The organism is Campylobacter concisus (assembly GCF_003048615.2).
GTDB classification, from domain to species: Bacteria; Campylobacterota; Campylobacteria; order Campylobacterales; family Campylobacteraceae; genus Campylobacter_A; species Campylobacter_A concisus_C.
The window spans coordinates 102093-120223 of sequence record NZ_CP049263.1 but is presented as its reverse complement, the minus strand read 5'-3'; the positions used below and the strand labels follow the sequence as shown (position 1 = coordinate 120223).

Here is an 18131-nt window from a genome sequence, read left to right as displayed (position 1 = left end):
AGGAAATTGACTTGGCAAAACAAAAGGCAAAAATCGCACCTATCTGGGCTAGAGTAAAGGCCTCTATCATCGATCTTTTTATCATCGGTATGCCGATATTTTACATCAGCACATATCTCGTTCTTGGCGGTAAAGAGGCCTTTTTAAACAACCAGCTTGCTATCTTTGTGGTAAATAGCATCATCTCATTTATAATGTGCCTCTTTTTTAGCATAAAGGCGCAAACTCCAGGCTACAAAGCGCAAGAAATTTATCTTATAAATTTACAAACTGGCAAAAAACTAAGCCTTTTTCACGCGATCTTGCGTCAAATTTGCTTTGCATTTGCTGGCTTTAGCGTCATCGGACTTTGCCTTTGCTTTTTTAGAAAAGACAAGCTAAATTTACACGACATCATAACCCACTCAGCCGCCGTGCAAAAAGCAGCTTAAATTTACTTTGCTCCGTGCCAAAGTAGGCGGTTTTTGCCTAGTTTTGTATTGATACTCTCTTTTATAATCTCACAAATATACTCTTTTGAAAGCCCTATGGCCTCCTCCAAGCTCTTGCCCTTTGCAAGGTAGCAAGCAAGCGCCGTTGAGAAAGTACAACCAGTGCCGCTCATCACAAGCGGACTAGCAAGTGGAGTTTTGAAATTTTGCAGCGAGCCATCTTTTCTATAAAGCGTATCTATGCTGCTATCCTCACTTACATGTTTTTTCACGATGATATCGCAAGGCAGATCTTTGAAATTCCCTTCAAAAAGGACATTTGCCTCATCTAAATTTGGCGTGGCCACGGTGGCAAGCTTCATTAGCTCTTTTAGCTTCTCTACTGCGCTATCTTTTATGAGCTTGTGGCCGCTCTTTGAGACGCAGACTGGATCAAGCACGATCTTGCACTTTTGGGTGAGCAAAAACTCATGCACCACGTCCATTATCTCCTCGCTAAAGAGCATGCCGATCTTTATGGCATCAAAGCTAAATTCATCCGCAAGCGTGCTAAGTTCGTCTTTAACAAAGCTAGGCTCAAGACAAACTACGCTTTTTATCGCGTCTGTAGTCTCAGCAACTAACGAAGTAACCGCCGTTGCGCTGTAACAATTTAACCTAGCGCATGTCTTTATATCAGCTTGAAGTCCTGCTGTGCCGCTATTGCAAGAGCCTGCAATGATTAAAATTTTCTTCATCGTTTTCCTTTTGTAAATTTTGGCTTATTATAAGGGATATTAGTTAATTTTTAGGATAAGAAATTTGAACCAAGAGGCTCAAATTTTATGAAAGTTTATTTAAGTCGTTATCGATCTCGATATATATCGTAGTTACGTCAAAATTTGCATGCTCGTAAGAGTTATCTACTTTTAGCTCATTTGAGTCAGATAAAATCTCATCATTTGCGCTATGTTTATGCGCTAAATTTTCACTGCTCTCAAGGCTATTTGAGCTATTTTCAGCCTCATTTGGCTGCGTTTTTGCAAACATATCTTCTACTTTTTCATTCATCTGATCAAGTATCTCAGCGTAGTTTTCTCCAAGAAGCGCTCTAAAGAGTGCATCAGTGTCGATGCTATTTTCAGCGCTAGTATCAGCACTTACCACGCTACTATCAAGCCATATCGTGTCATATCCATTTAGAGATATGTCGCTACCATCCACTGCTGTGATAGTCACGCTAGCACTTTGGCTCTCGCCTTTTATACTCTCACCTATATAAACCTCATCACCTACGTTTAGAACCCTTACACGGTCGTTTTTATCTATCGCTACAACATCAGATGTGACGCTTTTTACCTTGCCGGCTACAGCTGCCATCTTTATTCCTTACTTTTATTTTTGATTTATTCTAGTGTTTTTTATTAAATTTGTATATTGTACTTTGGTACAAAGATGGTTTTTAAAGGCGTTTTTGGGAGTAAAAATAGAAATTTAAAAGAAGAAATTTGGGCTAAAAAGCCCAAATTTTATACAAGTTGTTTATTTATATCGTTATCGACATCTATGTAGATAGTTGTCGGAGTAGCTGAGCTTGTTTGACCCTCGTATCTTGTATATCCAGCTTGGACACCACTTTGATCTGTAGCCTCAGTAAATCCTTTTAATGAAACGCTATCTTTGTTGTCGCCACTTATTTTTAAGATAGTATTTACATCATCAGTGATGCTAAATACATTATCCGCTTTTAAATTTAGTAGCTTAACAGCTTGGTTGTCATTGCCATGCTCATCCATGCCAAGTTGGATCTCTTCAAAACTCTTGATCGCGTTATTCAAGCCTTTGTTGTCTATCTTATCAAAGTCGATAGTGCCATCCTTTGCCACTGGGCGCATGATAAGCGTATCTGTACCAGTGCCACCATCTAGGCTTTGAGATAGAGCTGCTCTTGGATTATCAAAGGTAAATACAACCTTATCATTGCCAGCGCCAGCATTTACTAGATCGCCTTTGTTCATGCCAGTATAGCCGCTTCTGCCAGCGTCGATGTAGTCGTTGCCACTTCCTGTGGTTATGACGTCGTTGTTGTCACCAGTGATGATTACGTTGTTGCCGTTGCCTGTGTGAATTTCATTTTCACCGCGTCCTGCATGTATGACGTTATCGCCGTTTCCAACGTTGATGATGTCGTTGCCTTCACTTGTTGTGATGACATTGTTATTGTTGTTATTTTCTGCATCTACTGTTGTATTTTTAGCGATATCAGAAATTTGTAGATAGACATCACTTGCTTTTACTTCGCCGTTAAATACTGCTTCGAAATTTCCATTGTCATCAAGCGTTACAGAATTTGCAGTTATGATGTGTCCATCAGCACCTCTTAGCGTGATGCTATCTTTTAGAGCTATGCCTTTTACTGCCTCTTCAAAGTGTTGTTTTAGTGTGTAGCTTGCGCCAACTCCATTTTCACTTAAATTTCCACTCCATGTGGTTTTATCTGTAGCTGCATCGTAGCTTAAATTTGAGTCTTTTATCGTTGCAGCTGTTGCGTCGATCGTAAATTTAATAGAGTTGTAAAGTAGCTCATCTCCACCTTGATATTTACCATCGATAGAAATTTTATAAACGCCATCAGCCATTTTGCCAGCGGGATCAAGTCTGTTGTTATAGCCTGTAAGTCTATTGTAGTGATCAGGCGTTACATTGCCTATTGGTTTTTCTATCGCTTGAGATAATAGATCTTTTGAAACACCTTTATCAACGTTAGTTGCTACAAATCTAACATCGCCAGTGCCCCATGATATGCCTCTACCACTATTTAAAAACTCACTTACAGTTTGATTATTGCTAGCATTGCCAGCTGTTGCATCTTCTGGGATCACAGCTCTTAGGTATGGTATAGCGTCGTTTGAAACGATCCTTGAGCCATCAGCTCTAAAGCCACTCTCACTCATATCCATAGTACCCCACAACTTCTCAGCCGAGCGGTTGTTTGCATTTGTAGTTGTATCATTGCCGTTTTCAAACTGTGTCATAGTTGGAACTAAAATTTCATTTACATGAGTATATTTTGTACCAGCTTTATCAGTCATCTCAACTTCGATCTTATCGCCTAGTTTTATCTTGTGATCGTACTCAAAGCTTAGCACACCATTAGTTGGCTTAGTTGTGCCAACAGAGATTACGTTAGTATTTCCATCAGCTGTTACTATTTTTATACTCTCGATCTTATCGCCATCCTCATAGTTTTTGAGGTTAAAATTGATCGTATGGTGTTGCCCCTCTTCGTCATTTTCGATGATCTTGATGTTTTCTATAGTAACTGGCGTCTTATCAACTACAAATTCGCTAACTATCGTGCTCTTGTCGCCATTTGAAAAGACAGCAGTTGCTTTGATGTTATAGCTACCATCCTCTAAATTATCAGATGTGACTTCAAATTTACCATTTGCAAATTCGCTTTGGCTAAGCTCTTTTGTAAAGACTTCATGTCCATTTTTATCAAGCACAGTGATGATCGCTTTAGTTGCGCTGCTATCTATGCTGCCCGTAAATGTCGGAGTCTTGTCGCTTAGTACTGGTAGTGGTGCATTAGATGAAAATTTATCAGTTTGAGCGATGTCATCTGTTGTATATTTATAATATTTAGTTGCATCGTTTATGCCTGTATTTGTATTTGCACTTACATTGCTTGCGTCATTATCTATAGCGTCTATTAGGTCTGTATTAGCGACATTTAGCTTAGTTGATGATGCCTGCGCCTCGTTGCCTACAAGGTCGCTAACCTTAGCTGTGTATGTCGCTTTTGGATCGCTTGTTTTAAACTCAACTTCATATTTGCCATCTATCACTTTAGCCGTATGGCTCTCGCCGGTGCTTGATGTGACAGTTACGATCTGTCCATCTTCTACATTATCCACAGTTCCTGTGATCTTTTGAGTTACTTTATAGACATTTCTTGTTACTGTATCTACGTAGCTGTCAAAGTCGGTTGAATTTAGTTTTATGCCACTTGCCTCTGAGCCAAGTATGCTCTCAGGTCCGCCATCTTTTGAAACTGTTAGTTTTAACTTGCCCCAGTAGATATAGTTTGCATAGCTCATATCAAAGTCATAGTACCCTGCTTTATCAACGTGTAAAGTTGTAACTGTGGCTCTATTTCCCGAGTGGATAGTGTCATAATCAACCATAGTAACACCATCAATCTTAAATCTCACGCTATCATCAGTATTTTTTGCGTCAAATTTATAGTCCCCTGGCTCAAGATACATAGTGCCTTTTAAATTTACCATCGCACCAGCTGTCGTGTTTTTGCCATTAGGAGCATCTCTTAGGATATGGATATCGCTACCTTTTGCGTTGTCGATGAAGTACTCAAGTGCTTTGAAATTTGGAGCTACCCACTCACTATTTGGAGTTACTACATTACCATCAAGATCGATCTTGCCGACCATATTATGAGCACCGTCTAGTCCTGAGACTGTTCCAGCATCATTATCAGTGTTATCTCTATCGCCACCTTTGCCTTGTTGGAAATTTAGCTCTTTTGCTTTAAAGCTTGCCCAAGGCTTAGTGTTGTTCATATAGTATTCGACAAAGTCATTTTGCTTCTTACCGTTATGAGCGTATTCTGTATTATTAAAAGCATAAGGTCTTAGCTCAGTACCGCTTACGCCTGGCTCGTAGATGTGGTTAAACCAGAAATTTCCTTTTAGTCCCTCGCTCATCTCAGACTCTTTAACAAGGCTCATCTCAGTTTCAACGTTTATAGTTATTTTTGCAACTGTATCAAGTACAAAGCTACCACTATCTGTTGCAGTATTGCCGTCTCTTCCAGTAGCTACTATTTTTACTTCATAATTGCCATCATGATTGCCATTTACACTTAACTCGTTAGTTGTAAATTTAAATTTACCATCAGTATAGTCGCTTGGATTTAGAGTTTTTGTAAAGACTTCGTGTCCGTTCTTGTCAAGCACGCTAACAACCGCTCTTACAGCAGTAGGCTCAACTGTGCCACTTATGGTTGGAGTAGCGTCATTTGTGCGAGGTACGCTTGGTGCGTCTAGGCTATAATCGCCAGTTATAGTGCCAAAATCATCAGTTAAAGTTTTGATATCAACACTGATTGGAGGTATGACTGGCGCAACAGGAGTTGCATTGCCTGCGTCATTGCCATCGTTGTAGCCGCCGATTGAGTTTTCTGGAGTTTGAAAGACTCTGTTTGAATCAGGTAAATTTCTATAATCATCAGTAATGTTTGAGTAGTGACCACCCTCTTCAAAGCTTGCAGCACCTAAGCTTACGCCATCTCCACCAGCTCCAGCTGCTGCGTTACCACCAGCTGCTGTCTCTTCAAGATCTGTGATGTTTGCACCATCAAGAAGTGCTTTTTGTATAGCGCTTACATCAGCTACGCTATCGTCACCAAAGCTCTCATTGTGAGCTACGCTCTTGTCTAAATTTAGGGTATCTTTTCCGATGATCGCAATGTCTTTGCCATCGTTTGCAGTTATGACTACTTTTGAGTCAATATCAGTTGTCTGTATAGTCTCACCAAGAAAAATTTCATCGCCTACTTTTAATACTCTTTGTGTGCCGTCCTTTGCAGTTGCGATTACACTTGATCCTTGTGAGATGCTTTTTATAACGCCTATCCTTGTTGCCATTTTACTTCCTTATTTAAAATTTTGAACGTATTTTAATATATTGAAAAAGATTTGTAAATTGTACTATGGTACAACTAAGATATACCCACTCTCGCTGATGTTTTTAAATTTCACGCCAAGCTCGCGTTTTAGGCGAAGCACGACATTTTGTATCGCAGCCTTGCTCACCTCGGTGCTATCATAGACAAATTCCTCTATCATCTCGTAGGTGACAAGCTTGTTTAGGTTGTAAGCAAATAGCCAAAATATCTTATTTTGCAAAAAGCTAAGGTATAGCTCGCTGCCGTTTTTATAAATTTTCTCTCTTTTTAAATTTATACTCACCTCATCGCTTAAGCGCACTAGCTTCTCATCTCGCTCAAAGCTTAGGCTTATCAACATCGATCTAAGATCCTTTATATCGATAGGTTTTTTTAAAAACAAGGTCGCCCCCTGCTCATAGCTCTTGATCAAATTTTCATCGCTATCATACGAGGTAAAGACGATAAATTTCTGATGAGGCTTTAGCTTTTTTATCTCATTCATCATCTCAAAGCCATTTAGCACTGGCATGTGAATGTCGCTCATCACGATGTCAAAGCCCTGTTTTTTAAATTTCTCCAGCCCATCTTGCCCATCTTTTGCGCCAACTACCTGACCACAGTATGGCTTAAGCCCAGTGATGATGAGCTCCCTTGCCATCTCGTCATCTTCAGCTACTAAGATAGATACTTTTTTTAAAATTTCTAGTGCCTCTTGCATCTTTTAACCCTTTAAATTCTTCTCAAAGCTTAGCTCAAAAATCGTTGGCTTTAGGTTGTGCGCAAGCGTGATGTCACCATTTAGCTTCTCGCGCGCGAGCTTTTTAGCAAAGTAAAGTCCTATGCCATTTCCTTGTTTTTTAGTCGTGTTTAGCCATGTAAAAATTTTCTTACTCATCTCGTAGCTCACGCCGCCACCATTATCATAAACGCCGATGTAGCACTTATCTTCAAAGCTTCTAAATTTAAGCTCTATGACGCGTTTTAGCGGCTCATCTTTGTAGCTTTCAACTAGTGAGTCCTTTGCGTTGTGGATTAGGATTAGCAAAATTTGCTGGATGATGTTTTCTATTTGGCAGACCTTCATCTCTTCAAATCCGCTAAATTTCACGCTTACGTTTGCACGGCTAAGCTCTGTGTGCATAAGTGTTATTAAATTTCTAACGCTTGTTTGGATGTCAAATTCGCTCACATTTTCAGCGCTTTTGTAAAAATTTCTAAAAATTTCGATTGTTTTTGAAAGTAGTTCGATCGAGCTTTGCCCTTTTTTTAATAAATTTAAAAGCTCCTCATCGCTTAGCTTGCCCTCTTTTTTTAGCATTATCGCCGAGCTTAGCATAAGTTTTAGCGAATTTACTGGCTGGATGAACTGATGACTTATGCCACTTATGAGCTCTCCAGCCTCGCTCATCTTGGCTCTGTGCGATAGCAAGGTCTCGTACTCGTCTTGCACCTTTTTTATCTTGTTATACATGAAGTTGTGCAGGCTGTTTGCCAAAAATGCAAGTGCCACAAAGGCGAATAGTAAATTTAGGGCGTTTTTTAGCGCCTCTCTTGTCATGGCTAAAATTTCTTCTTCGTTGTTTGTGCCAGCTCCGATAAACCAGTTCATCGTCGGTATCTCGGCTACTTGGATCAAATTTTGCCCTATCTTTAGGCTAGTGATGTCCTCATCTTTTAAAAATAGCTCCTTAAATTTCTCCTCTATCTCTCTTTTAAGCGTCGCATCGGCCATCGATGTGAGGATCTCGCCGCTGTGAGTTACTAAAAATGAGTAAGAATTTGGCGCAAGGCTAAAGTTTTTGATGCTATCAAAGATAGTGCCTATGCGCACGACGCCGCAAAGTGCCGCCTCAAATTTCGCGTCTTTTTCAACTGGCACGCATAAATTTAAAGTAGAGTCATTTAAAATTTTGTGATTTTGCATGAAATTTACGCTTGGGGCATTTGTATTTTTTGTCTCGACATACCAGATAAGCCCCGCTCGCTCACGCTTTGACATCACCTCTTCTGAGATCTTTTGCCCATCTACAAAGATCTCGCCATCCTCTCTTAGAAGCTGCATGAGATCAAATTCTTTCGCATTTTCTTTAAAGAGCTTTATGAAATTTGCCACCCTAGTATCGTCATCAATGATATTAGAGTTTTGGATAAATTTTGACGCACGGATGAGCGAATTTAAGCGCTCATCAAGCCAAATTTGAAAGTTGCTAACGATGTTTTTACTAACTGCGATGTTGTTTTTATCAGATAGTTCGATGATCTTTTCTTTTGCATTGTTGTAGCTGTTTAGCCCAAGGAGCATGACAAAGAGACTGGCGATCAAGATGATCGCGTAAATTTTAATATTTTGTGATTTTAGATTAATACGCATAGGCGGCAGTATATCTAAAGTTGACCCAAATTTGGGCCAACTAGAATTTCAAATATGACAATAGTTTTGAGATAAACATAGCGGCAAGCACTATGAAGCAAACGCCAAAACCAAGCAGCGTACAATCAGCCATCGACATAAATTTAGACGACGGCACAAGATACCAGCCGTCTGCATAAAGATCGACTATGCTCTTTTGCAAATCGCTTAGCACCGCTCCATCAGGCACCATAGGGCTGTCATATCCGCAGTCACCCGTCGGCATAAACCAGTCTGGCGCCCACTTCTCAAGCGGCAGACCAAATGGATAGTGCGGCTCAGTCGAGCAGCCCTGCACGCCAAAAGGATCATCGCCATGCACCGCGTCGTGGATTTTGGCTAGCTTTACGCTATACATTATGCCCTGCACCGCTCCCCAAAAGGCAAAGACGTAGCCAACTAGAGCAAAGAGCAAATTTTTTGGATTTATGATAGCGATCACGCCGCCAAGTGCCATACACAAAAAGGCAAAACGTATATAGACGCACTGCTCGCAAGGAGGCATATAAGCGTAGTTTTGAAAGAGCGAGTGCGCGATAACGACAAGCGCAACGCTCACAAAGACTAAAAGCGCCCAAGGAAAGCGTGAGTCTTGAAATTTAGCCATTTTTTCTACAAATTTCATAGGGTTGCCTTATTTTTTAAGGAGCTCTTCTATGAGTGCTGCTAGGCTATCTATCGAGCTTATTGACTTTGTCATGATAAGGTATTTGCCGTTTACGACAAATGCTGGCACGCCCTGAATTTTAGCCACGTCGTAGCTCTCGTCCCAAATTTTTAAAAGCTCGGCTACTTTTGGATTAGCCAGCTCTTTTTCGTAGTCTGCTTTGCTAACGCCAGCTGCGTCAAGTCCAGTCTTTAAAAAGCCCTCAACGTCTTTTCCGTCGCCCCAGCGCTCTTTTTTGTCGTGGTAAGCTTTGTAGTAGGCAAATTTAGCCTTTTTAAATAGTGAATTTTCATCAAGCAAGCTCACTCCCTTTGCCTCGTCCATAACGATTAAAACGGCAAAAACCTTGCTCGCAACCTCGCCGTATTCGCCCTTTGTCTTTAGGTGAAATGGCTCGTATTTTAGTCCAGGAATTTTCTCAACTACCTTTGGAGTGACGCTCTTGTCGTACTTATAGCAAAATGGGCAAGCATAGCTAAATACCTTAACTAGCGTATTTTGTCCCACACTTAGTGGCTTTTCAAGCTTGACGTAGTCCTCGCCCTCGCTAAATGCACTAGCGCTGATCGCACCAGCTACTGCAACTGCAAAGATAGCCTTGCTAAATTTAGATAGAAAACTCATAATATTCTCCTTTGGATGATTTATTTTGAGTTATTCTACAACCAAGCTCAACCGCACTTTTAACGCTAGAATAAATTTTGGCTGAAATTTAAAAAAAAGAATTCGTTCAAATTTTACCAGTACCTCTATCGCCAAATATTATTAGTTGCTCATAAATGGCGAAGATAACGAGGTTGAATACGCTATTTAATAAATTTTAAATATATTTTTAAATTTTAAGCTATTATTAATCTTAGCGTGAAATTTATGTTATAAAGATTTACTACAATTACACACAAAGTAAATCATTTTTGTTATTCCTTTTACTGATTTAAGCCTTGGTTTTTGCCAAGGCTTTTCTAAATTTTATAAGCTTTATGAGTAGAGTTTATAAAATTTATCTAAAGGAGATGTTATGAAAAAGACTTTGAGTTGTGTTGCACTAGCCTCTGTGCTTTGCTCGAGCGCTTTTGCGATAGGCGGTCCAAGCGGAGCTAAACTTGACTACGCTATCACTGGGCAGATCGGCGAAGTAGTGGTAAATCCATACGACACAGCGCCACTTACAGCAGTTATCAAAAATGGCGGCTACACACTAAGCAACGCTAAGGTCACTATCGTGCCAAAACAAGGTGGTCAAACTATAAGCTACAAAGTGGCTGACAAGCATCTTCGCACACATGGCGGCATCCCAGTTTTTGGTATGTATCCTGACTATCAAAACACCGTTGAGGTCGAGTACGACAAGAGCTACAAGGGCAAGACTGAGCATATAAAAGAGAGCTATAAAATTTACGCTCCAGCTATCTACCTAGAGAGCGCTGGCACGCCAAATCAAAAGGGCGCGCTATTTGACAAGATCGAGGTTACTAAGCCAGCAAGCGCTAAATTTGCAAATCGCCTCTACTATGTAAATAACTTTGTAAATAAAACAGGCAAGGGCACAAAAGTCGTTTGGAACAACCCAGCCGGCGGTGCGATCGAGTGGAACTACAGCCCAAATAACTTCATCCTTGATACAAAAGGCGAGGTTAGATGGTATCTTGAGCCAAGTAAAATTTACGACCTAAAACAGCCATTTCACGCTGGCGTCATGATGGGCTTTAAGCAAAATGACGATGGCGCTATGACTTGGGGTTACGGTCAAAGATACGCAAAATACGACATCATGGGTAGAGAAATTTTCAACCGCGAGCTACCAGCTAGCTACAACGACTTCTCCCACTCAATGGACGTAGCACAAAACGGACACTACTTCTTGCGCGTGGCAAATGCCGACTACAAAAGGGCTGATGGCAAAAATGTAAGAACAGTACGCGATGTGATCGTTGAGCTTGACAGAGATGGCAACGTAGTTGATGACTTTAGACTATATGAAATCCTCGATCCTTACCGCGACATCGTGCTAAAAACGCTTGATCAAGGCGCAGTTTGCTTAAACATCGACGCTAAAAAAGCAGGCCACACAGCAAGCTCTGATGAGCTTCAGTCTATGGATACGCATGATAAATGGGGCGATATCGTAGGAGCAGGTCCAGGACGCAACTGGGCACACGTAAATAGTGTGGATTACGATCCAAGCGACGATAGCATCATCATCTCAAGCCGCCACCAAGACGCAGTTATCAAGATCGGCCGTGACAAACAAGTAAAATGGATCATGGGCGCTCACAAGGGCTGGAGCGATAAATTTAAAGATAAACTACTTCAGCCAGTTGATAGCAAAGGCAACAAGATCGTCTGCGAAGATGAGTACTCAAAATGCCCAGGATACGAGAGCGACAAAGGTGGCTTTGACTGGCAATGGACGCAGCACACAGCATTTAGGATAGATAGCAAGTCTAAAAAAGGCGAAATTTATCTAAGCGTCTTTGACAACGGCGACACAAGGGGCATGGAGCAACCAGCCATCGCTGGTATGAAGTACTCTCGTGCGGTTGTTTATAAGATCGATGAGAACAAAAAGACCGTTGAGCAGATCTGGGAGTACGGCAAAGAGCGCGGTAAAGAGTGGTATAGCTCGGTTACTAGCCTTACGCAGTATCAAGATGACCTTGATAGCGTGATGGTCTATTCAGCCGTTGCTGGCATGCAGTTTGACATCGCAAAAGGTCGCCCAGTAGGACTTCCTAGCCCGCACATAGATGAGTTTGAATGGGGCGCAAAAGAGCCTAGCATCGAGATAAAGATGACAAATGCTATGGGCTATCAAGCGTTTCCATTTAGCTTGCAAAAAGCGTTTGAAAAGTAAAAAATTAATTTAATCACAAATTTCCTCTCTGTCTAGTATGGAGAGGAGATCATCTCCGATATACAGCAAAATTTTTGTTAAATTTTAAAAAATATATATGGAAATCACTCATTTTCTATTACTTTGAAGCCGATAAAAGCCAAATTTATAGCTCTTCAACTACTTTTTTAGCTCCCTATATATAAAAAGCAAGCCAAGTAACGCCATGACAGATCCCACTGGTATATTTAGACCATAAGGGATAACATCTCCTTTTGGCAGACCAAAAATATTTATCGGTGGGGCCGGATCCACTAGGATAGACAGCCCTTCAACAAAAATAACAAAACCTATTAAATAGTTCATTTTACCTCCTTTAATCAGATTACCGTCATACCTTTTATTTTGGAGCATATATAAAATCTGTATAGAAAAATTTATCATCATCTAGAGACACGGTCAAGATTAAAGACCTGAGCCTATTAACTCTATCAGATATGCTGGGTCTCAAAGGACTGATTAGATAGTTACTTTTCTTTTTAAAAGACCTTTCACATGTCTTTACCTTGAATGGGCCAAAGTGATATAAAGGTGTATTCAATAGCCAAACTATACCCCTCATTATCCTAATCGGTAGCTCTTTTTTATGATATTTTTTATATATATCTATAAGGTCGCTCTCTAATAGCCAATACTTCTCATCACTCCACTCAAAATAATCCATAAGACCTGCAACAAATGAGTTCTCATCATAGCATTTTTCATATGCTAAATTTTTATAAAAATACTTCATAAGTCCTCTATGTAATCAAAATCAACACTTCTAATATCGCCATCATATATTCCAAATATGTAGCTACTTATCACCTCCAGTCTCTCTTTTGGGTCAAATTCCAATGATAGATATGGCTTTTTGATAGACTTTTTCTCAAATATAAGCTCTTGAGTACTATGCATAATAAAAACATCCAATATAGACACTATCCCTGCAAACAGTTCTCTTGGAATTTTTACTTCATATTTGTATGTATCATAAATTTCAAGCAGATCTTTTTCTAGTCACCAATATTTATCATCATACCATATGCCGTTAAGAACTATTTGTCCTATAAATGAATCCTTATCAAAATACTTACTTGTTTTTACATTTTTATAAAAATTTTCAAATTTCATCAATCGCCTGCTCCATTTATGTTTTTTAAAAATTTGATTTTCCAAATTTTAAAATATTTATGTTATTAGTTCACAACAAATTTAGGCAAACCACTTAAATAAAGACCAAATTTTATAGCCATTCTTTTTATTATCTCTTCGCTTTCATCTTTGCAATAAACCATATAATAATCGCTCAAAGATGCGATATAGATCAAATTTCAGAAAAATATATACGATATGCAAACTGCACACCAAAAGCATCTCTAAAACTAAGCATTGTAAAAAATCAACACCTTTTACTTTTTTTATACTAGTAGATATTGTCCTTAGTGTAAGATGTGAGCTTTTGCTGAATTTAGAGCTTTCTAAGTAGTCACTAAAATCAAAGTTAACTTTGCATTGTCCTACAAATGTCGCTTATTTTGTTAAAGTAAAAATTTGTCATAGGATTTTTGTTTCCCAGTAATTTTTTGCTGATCTTATAGGCTTTTTTATAATTTTTTAATGCTAATTTATACTCATCTGCTACTTCACAAATAGCTGCAATATTTGCATAACACTTTGCCACGCTAGTACTGCTATCCCCACATATCTTTAAATAAATTTCAAGTGCTTTATTATTAAGCTCAAAAGCTTTTATATAATCTTCTTTTTTCAAAAAAGCGACACCCAGATTATAATATGATACTGCTGTGTCTTGGTGGATTTCTCCTAAGATTTTAATTCTTATTGCAAGAGATTTTTGAAAATTTTTTATAGAATTTTCAAAATCCTTTTTTAGCAAGAACACATTTCCTATATCATTATAAAATTTTGCTACTTCGACATTATTTATTCCAAATAACCTTTTAGAAATTTGTAATCCCTTTTTATAAAATTTGATAGCTGAGCTATATCTACATTCTTCCGTGTATATATTTGCTATTTTTAAGTAAGTAGATAAACTTTTTTCGTCAGATAAAAAATTCACTATTTCTTTTAGCAAATTTAATCTTTCGGTTATATTTTTATTTAATCTCATAAATATATCCTATTTTAATTTTTGGTTTAAAAGTTTTTGTAGCTCTTTTTTATCTACATTATGCTTTCCAGTTTTATCTGCACTATCGAGGCTACTTTCTTTTTGTTTTTCCAGATGTTATTAGAATATTTTTTATTTTGCACTGTCCGTATTATGAATTAAAATTCCAAATTTAGCTTTTTTAGAAAAAAATTTATTTCCTGCTAAATTTGGACCAATACAAATATTATCATTTTTCAATTCCATTGCCTGTGCTTTAATTAAGTCAGATAAAAATATTAAACTTTTTGTATCTCCTTGTATAAAAAAGACATCATCTTCTAGCCAAGTATTTATTTTTATTTTTTCTTTTGAATATTGCTCACATATATTATCTGTTTTCATTTGATGTCTCCTTAGATTGCAAATTAATCAATTTTTGCAATAGATAAATCCAGTTCTGTTTGAAACAACATATCGTATCCGATTTTTCTCAATTCTTTTACTATTTCAAATCTATCATAAAAAAAATTTCTACAAGTATCATATTTACTTTTTTCTTCTTTTGGATACCAAGTCAGATTTTTATTGACTAAAGGATAGTGTTCTAGTGAAAAGCTATGATATTGATTTGGCTCTACTCCTTTTTTGTCTGGATAAAAAAGTAGAGCTTCGCAACCTAAAACCTTGATATTGTTTTCTTCTAGCAAACCTAAAAATGATAAACCATCTTCATAATATAGCCATAATTCGCACTTTGTTATATCTTTTTCTTTATAAATTTTAGGAGATTTGTTGAACCATAAATTTAAATTGTCGATTACCGAATTTATATTATTTGATAAATTTGGGATTACAGAAAATAATGTAATATAACCAGCACGAGCCATACTATCTAATAATAAAAATTTTTCATACATAAAAATATTGTCTTTATCATACGCAGAATTATTTAATCTTGATTTGACTATTTCATAATCATAATTTCTACAAAAATCATACGATAAATCTAACTCTTTATCATTTTTGGCTTTATAGGTATAAGTCTGTATTTCTAAAATTTTTATATCATACTCTTTCAATAAATTAATAAAATTTATTGAATCTTCGTAATAAAGCCATAGTTTATTTTTTCTTATATCACAAATTTCAGGTTTTTTGGGCGATTTATCAAACCAAGAATTTAATATATTAAGAATAGAATTTGCTGTTTTCATTTTGTACTCCTAATGTTTTTAATTCCACTATCAACCTTCCAATCTTTATCATTTAAATCACTAGTTTAAACTATCGTATTTGTAACATTATCGATAACTATATATTGATTGTCATCTACAAAATAAACGGTAGACTTATTACCAGTATTTCGATTTATACTTTCTCCAACTTTAATAGGATTTTGCTTCGCATTTTCTATACTTTTTTCGTTCCAACCTCTTTCTATTGCCTTATTTGCATGTTTTTTGTCTGTAAATTCAAAGTTGCCCAACAATTTATTATCATTATCTGCATAAATCACATTATCCTTAAAATTCTGCTCTTTTCCCTCAATTCCACCAAGATAAGGCTCGTTAAAAGAATTGTCTGTATTTACACCGCCATTTGTTATTTTATCATATTGCTCTGTTTGCGGTGTAGTGAGGATATTATCATTTTTATTTGACTCTTCTTTTTGGAAAATAGTTCCTGGTGAGGTCGAAAATTCATCACTTTTTAACGCAGAACATCTACTATTTTATATTTATCACCACATTTTTCATCTAATTCGTTTAGATAGCTTAGCACCTGCTTTTCATCTAACTTTCCATGCAAATAAGGATTTGCTAGTTTAAAGATCATTTCTTGTATTTTTTTATCTTCAAAACCTATGCCCTCACGGCATTCTATCAAATTTGCCCACTCTTCAAGCTCTAAAAAAGATATCTTTTTATCCAAGCTTCTTTGCAAAATTTCTACTATATCATCTCTTGACATAGAAACGAGCTCAGTTTCGCTATCAAAACCAATCTGGGATAACATGTTTTTTAATGTATCTATATTGTTTTTAAAATGAACCAAGTCTAATAAAATTCCAATTTCGTCATCTATATATTCCGAATTTCTTTTTATCATATAATTTTTGTTTCACCTACTCTTCTTTTGATAACTCATCTCGTATAGTTTTAAACTTTAGCCTATCATCACAAATTTGATTTTTTTCGTTCATGCTTTTACATTCAAAGAAGTCCGGATTAAACCACTCGACAGCATTTTCGTCTTGAGCACCATATTTGGCATTTTCATGTAGTAAGCCATCTCTTTTCATTCTTTCAATATCCATCTCATCTATCCAAAGAGAGTCAGCTACTACTTTAATATCTTGTTTAAGGGTACTATAAGCCTGAGTTATCTTATACTCATATAACTCTTCTTTAGTTTTTATAGTTTTATCTCTTGCATAATCCGATAATGACGTCTTTGCTATTAGAAATTTCTTCTTACCATTTTTGCTATAAAAGGGGCAAGTATATTCAATATTCACATAGGTACTACTGTTAATATTTGTCTTTGCAAGACATAATAAATTTGATAGATACTCATCGCTTAGTTTAATGTATCTATTTGATTTAAGAGAAAAGATCTTGCCATGAGATTTTAAATACTCCATTCTATCTTGTATTCTCTCCTCTTTGCTTGTTGCTTTTATTACATTGCTATGATCAGCATCTTCAGTATAGACACTGATTTTATATTCAAAGTTTTGTCCTATCTTATTTATTATAATTTTTTTTAGCCCTTCTGTATCTAGCCTTACTTTATCTCTTCTTGCTTCTGGTGCATAGGCCTTTAAATTTCTATCATAGCTATATATTACATTTCGTTCATTCACTTGAGGATAGTTATCTGAAAAACAACCAATAAACAAAAAAGCTACAAAAAGAAAAATAAATTTTTTATATTTAAGCATCTTAACCTCTTATCTTTCTTTCTGTTTCATAGTATTTCTCATCAAAAAATTTTTTATTTTTACGTATCTCTTTCCAAAGATGTGATTTTTTGCAGATCTGATATTCTTTTTGGTACTTTGTACAGTCAAATTTATTTGGATCAAACCACTCATAGATTATTTCATCAAATTCATCCCTAGGGTTATATATTCTGTCAAAAAGCAAGCCCTCTTTTTTCATTCTTTGTCTATCCATATTTTTTAATTTTATCGATTTTAAAAATTCACTCATATCATTTTTAAATAGTATTGCCATATCTTCTGCTTTATAGTTTTTATGTTTAACTGGATCAAAAAATAATCTAAAAGTGCCTCCAATAACTAAAGTTGATACAGCACCACTAGTATCGTAATAAAGACAATCAATGCCATAGTTTGAAGAGCCAATTTGAGTTATTGAGCTTATCAAAAAACCTGCTTCGCACTTTATGCCATCAATATATGCAAAGAATCCTTTTTCGTAAGGTTGCCAACCAGTCAAAATATCATAAATACTCCTATCAATGCTTTCTTCTCTATCCTTGCGAATTTCTAACTTACTTCGTGACATCTTTCTTTCTTTATATTTGTAAGTATTGATCTGAAATTCTTCATTGAACATAGACGGCAGATTGCGTTCAAAAACATTTCTGCCATTTTTTTCATCTAGAAAATAATACCAATCAATATCAGCAAAACTGCTTGGAAGCACATAGGTAAAGCTTTCATTTTGAAAAGATGAAAGCATAATACCTGGTTTAAGATGCTTTGTAGTTATATTTGGAATATCATGACAACCGGAAAAGAGCGCAATAAAAGTTATAACAATAAGCTTTATTACTGAAAATTTACACCACATATAGCACCATCTTTTTCATAATCTTGACATACATAAGAACTATGTGGTGAATCATCCATAAATAATTTAGGGATATTTAACACATTTATGCGATCTGCCATATCTGCTTTTTGTCTAACTTTCCATGAAAACAAGGATTT

20 protein-coding genes are annotated in these 18131 nt (G+C 36.8%); 2 read left to right on the top strand and 18 right to left on the bottom strand.

The features are described 5' to 3' along the window. Positions 1–11 precede the first annotated feature (11 nt). On the top strand, positions 12–431 hold the full coding sequence (locus tag CVS89_RS00605; RefSeq protein ID WP_107848492.1) for an RDD family protein: 420 nt from the start codon (positions 12–14) through the stop codon (positions 429–431). 2 nt (positions 432–433) lie between these two features. Here CVS89_RS00605 and CVS89_RS00600 read toward each other — a convergent pair whose 3' ends face one another. From CVS89_RS00600 to CVS89_RS00570, 7 genes are all read right to left on the bottom strand, one after another. Continuing rightward, positions 434–1168 carry a hydroxymethylpyrimidine/phosphomethylpyrimidine kinase gene (locus tag CVS89_RS00600; protein ID WP_107848491.1) on the bottom strand — a complete coding sequence of 245 codons (735 nt, stop codon included), beginning with the start codon at positions 1166–1168 and terminating at the stop codon, positions 434–436. A gap of 85 nt (positions 1169–1253) precedes the next feature. Further along, entirely contained in the window at positions 1254–1790 is a 537-nt protein-coding gene (locus tag CVS89_RS00595) for a hypothetical protein (protein ID WP_107848490.1), read from the bottom strand. Positions 1791–1939: 149 nt separating this feature from the next. After that, positions 1940–6079, bottom strand: a complete 4140-nt coding sequence (locus tag CVS89_RS00590; RefSeq protein ID WP_107848489.1) for an Ig-like domain-containing protein — start codon at positions 6077–6079, stop codon at positions 1940–1942. 63 nt (positions 6080–6142) lie between these two features. Next, a complete protein-coding gene (locus CVS89_RS00585; protein WP_009295214.1) occupies positions 6143–6820 on the bottom strand; it encodes a response regulator transcription factor in 678 nt (225 codons plus the stop codon). A gap of 3 nt (positions 6821–6823) precedes the next feature. Continuing rightward, positions 6824–8473, bottom strand: coding sequence for a sensor histidine kinase (locus CVS89_RS00580; RefSeq protein ID WP_107848488.1), 1650 nt, complete (start codon positions 8471–8473; stop codon positions 6824–6826). Between the two features lie 40 nt (positions 8474–8513). Then, entirely contained in the window at positions 8514–9137 is a 624-nt protein-coding gene (gene dsbI / locus CVS89_RS00575; protein ID WP_107848487.1) for a protein-disulfide oxidoreductase DsbI, read from the bottom strand. 9 nt (positions 9138–9146) lie between these two features. Further along, the gene (locus CVS89_RS00570; RefSeq protein ID WP_107848486.1) at positions 9147–9803 is read right to left on the bottom strand and encodes a thiol:disulfide interchange protein DsbA/DsbL; all 657 of its coding nucleotides are present in this window, start codon (positions 9801–9803) and stop codon (positions 9147–9149) included. Between the two features lie 394 nt (positions 9804–10197). Between CVS89_RS00570 and CVS89_RS00565 the strand changes: the two genes are divergently transcribed. Continuing rightward, complete coding sequence (locus tag CVS89_RS00565; RefSeq protein ID WP_021087507.1) at positions 10198–12033, top strand: aryl-sulfate sulfotransferase; 1836 nt, start codon at positions 10198–10200, stop codon at positions 12031–12033. Positions 12034–12192: 159 nt separating this feature from the next. Here CVS89_RS00565 and CVS89_RS00560 read toward each other — a convergent pair whose 3' ends face one another. The 11 genes from CVS89_RS00560 to CVS89_RS10120 form a co-directional block, all read right to left on the bottom strand. Beyond that, positions 12193–12378, bottom strand: coding sequence for a hypothetical protein (locus CVS89_RS00560; RefSeq protein WP_107848485.1), 186 nt, complete (start codon positions 12376–12378; stop codon positions 12193–12195). 34 nt (positions 12379–12412) lie between these two features. Continuing rightward, positions 12413–12805: an Imm41 family immunity protein gene (locus tag CVS89_RS00555; RefSeq protein WP_051267842.1), complete on the bottom strand. Its 393-nt coding sequence runs from the start codon at positions 12803–12805 to the stop codon at positions 12413–12415. Further along, a complete protein-coding gene (locus CVS89_RS00550) occupies positions 12802–13059 on the bottom strand; it encodes an Imm41 family immunity protein (protein ID WP_107848484.1) in 258 nt (85 codons plus the stop codon). The genes CVS89_RS00555 and CVS89_RS00550 overlap by 4 nt, the downstream gene beginning before the upstream one ends. Positions 13060–13555: 496 nt before the next feature. Continuing rightward, a complete protein-coding gene (locus tag CVS89_RS00545) occupies positions 13556–14188 on the bottom strand; it encodes a tetratricopeptide repeat protein (protein WP_107848483.1) in 633 nt (210 codons plus the stop codon). Between the two features lie 132 nt (positions 14189–14320). Then, positions 14321–14572 (bottom strand): hypothetical protein, encoded by a 252-nt coding sequence (locus tag CVS89_RS00540; protein WP_107848482.1) that lies wholly within the window; start codon positions 14570–14572, stop codon positions 14321–14323. Between the two features lie 23 nt (positions 14573–14595). Next, on the bottom strand, positions 14596–15384 hold the full coding sequence (locus CVS89_RS00535) for a hypothetical protein (RefSeq protein ID WP_107848481.1): 789 nt from the start codon (positions 15382–15384) through the stop codon (positions 14596–14598). Between the two features lie 65 nt (positions 15385–15449). Continuing rightward, complete coding sequence (locus CVS89_RS00530) at positions 15450–15686, bottom strand: colicin E5-related ribonuclease (protein WP_159070863.1); 237 nt, start codon at positions 15684–15686, stop codon at positions 15450–15452. A gap of 194 nt (positions 15687–15880) precedes the next feature. Then, entirely contained in the window at positions 15881–16279 is a 399-nt protein-coding gene (locus CVS89_RS00525; RefSeq protein WP_107848479.1) for a hypothetical protein, read from the bottom strand. A gap of 16 nt (positions 16280–16295) precedes the next feature. Then, positions 16296–17114 (bottom strand): hypothetical protein, encoded by an 819-nt coding sequence (locus tag CVS89_RS00520; RefSeq protein ID WP_107848478.1) that lies wholly within the window; start codon positions 17112–17114, stop codon positions 16296–16298. Between the two features lies 1 nt (position 17115). Continuing rightward, entirely contained in the window at positions 17116–17991 is an 876-nt protein-coding gene (locus CVS89_RS00515) for a hypothetical protein (protein WP_107848477.1), read from the bottom strand. Next, a complete protein-coding gene (locus CVS89_RS10120) occupies positions 17970–18092 on the bottom strand; it encodes a hypothetical protein (RefSeq protein WP_269819619.1) in 123 nt (40 codons plus the stop codon). Before CVS89_RS10120 ends, CVS89_RS00515 begins: the two co-directional genes overlap by 22 nt. Positions 18093–18131: the final 39 nt, after the last annotated feature.